Origin of the sequence: Parendozoicomonas sp. Alg238-R29, assembly GCF_947331445.1 — a bacterium.
GTDB lineage: Bacteria > Pseudomonadota > Gammaproteobacteria > Pseudomonadales > Endozoicomonadaceae > Sansalvadorimonas.
This window is the reverse complement of the sequence record NZ_CAMZOG010000190.1, coordinates 1-2,031: the sequence shown is the minus strand read 5'-3', so window position 1 is coordinate 2,031 and position 2,031 is coordinate 1. Positions and strand designations below refer to the sequence as shown.

The window sequence follows — 2,031 nt, the reverse complement described above, 5'->3', positions numbered from 1 at the left end:
ATTTTTATGGCCAACAATCACTGGCCGCCCGGGCTATGTTGGAGGCTGGTGAATGCTTTGTCCGCCTTCGCCCTCGTAAGCCAGAAGATAACCTTTCGGTTCCTTTACAGATTCAAATTCTGGAAGCCGAGTTTGTACCCTGGTCTTACAACGATCAGCTCGCCAATGGTCATACCATTCGTGCCGGTATTGAGTTCAATAAAATCGGACAACGAGTGGCCTACTGGATGCATAAAGCCCATCCGGTTGAACAGTTCTCTATTGAGACCGCTGACCTTCATCGTGTTCCGGCCTCGGAGGTTATCCATCTCTACGAACCTCTCAGGCCGGGACAGTTACGGGGGCAGCCATTGTTGGCGAATGTTCTGCTCAGAATGTTTCATCTGGACAAGTTCGATGATGCCACGTTGTTGCGGCAGGAAATCGCCAATCTGTTCACCGGTTTTATTACCAAACCCCATCCGGATCAGGAACGGGTAGATCCATTAACTGGCCGTTCCATCCAAACCCATTTCGAGAATATCCCAATGGTCGCCATGGAACCCGGCACCATGCAGGAGCTGGCCCCCGGAGAGGAAGTGGCCTTCAATACGCCTCCAGGATCGACAGCCGGTTATCCCGAATTCATGCGTCAGCAGCTAATGGCTTCGGCGGCCGGTATGGGGTTGCCGTTTGAGCTGTTGTCGGGAGATATGAAAGGCGTCAGTGACCGGGCATTGCGGGTGGTCCTCAATGAGTTTCGCCGTCGTATTCAACAGATTCAACATAACCAGATTGTGTTTCAGCTATGCCGTCCCGTGTGGAATCGGTGGTTGGATCTGGCGGTGTTATCGGGCGCTATTGAAGCACAGAATTACTCCCGTAAAAAAGCGCAATACAGACGGGTGAAATGGATTCCCCACGGTTGGGCTTATATTCATCCCGTTCAAGATATGCAGGCCCAAAGTCTGGCGGTCAGAAACGGTTTTAAATCCCGCTCAGAGGTTGTCTCGGAACAGGGATACGACAGCGAGCAGATTGATGATGAGATTGCTGCTGATAACCGACGGGCGGATGAACTTAATCTTACCTACGACAGTGATGTCAGAATGAAACGACAAGGAAAGCCTTCTGATGAAGACAAACGCCCAAAGCAATAAACCTTGGTTTACTCTCAAGAACCAAGCTGACCAGCCCGCAGAGTTACTGATCTACGATGTGATTGGTGACTGGCAAGGGCTCTCTGCGAAAGACTTAGTGAGTGAACTGAAAAACATCACCAGTGATGAGATGACCGTGCGCATCAACAGCCCCGGTGGTTCGGTGTTTGATGGTATCGCTATTTATAACGCTCTGCGTTATCACCCGGCTAATATCCATGTGCGTATTGAAGGGCTCGCGGCCAGCATTGCCAGCGTGATTGCCATGGCCGGTGACACCATCACCATGGCGGAAAATTCCCTGATGATGATTCATAACCCGCTTGGCTGGGTGGGTGGTGAAGCCGAGGACATGCGTCGTACAGCCGATATGCTGGACAAAGCCACCGAAGCAATTGCTCTCTCTTATTCGGGAAAATCCGGTCGCCCGGTGGACGATATCACACCGTTAATGGCCAGTGAGACTTGGATGACTGCAGAAGAGGCCCAGGGTAACGGCTTTATTGATGTGGTCGACAAACCAGTGCAACTGGCGGCAAGCCTGGATCTTTCGATTTTCCAGAACGTGCCGGAAGGTCTGAAGTCACAACTTCAAAATCAAGCTCACACTCAAACTCAAACTCTTCCCACATCACCGCCAACACCAAAGACATCCCCACAATCGAAGAACACTTCAGCCTTGTCGGTCGTGCAACTCTGTAACCAGGCAGGATACCCGGAACTGGCCGAATCATTGTTGCGCACCGGTGCCACTGTGGAAGATGTTCAAACCCGGCTGGCCAGTTGTGACACCATTAAAACTCTGTGCGCTGCGGCACAATCTGATCAGGCTCCTGCTTATATTCAGGCGGGTAAGTCTGTCGAACAGGTGCGCACGGAGTTATTTGAACAA

General features: G+C 51.5%; 2 protein-coding genes. Both read left to right on the top strand.

Features of this window, described 5'->3' with window-relative positions; all coding sequences use genetic code 11:
* Positions 1–1,139: phage portal protein (locus tag QMA35_RS21480; RefSeq protein ID WP_281649179.1), on the top strand; the 1,139-nt coding region annotated here is incomplete at its 5' end.
* A partial coding sequence (locus QMA35_RS21475) for a head maturation protease, ClpP-related (protein ID WP_281649178.1) occupies positions 1,114–2,031 on the top strand: 918 nt, incomplete at its 3' end. The genes QMA35_RS21480 and QMA35_RS21475, both read left to right, overlap by 26 nt.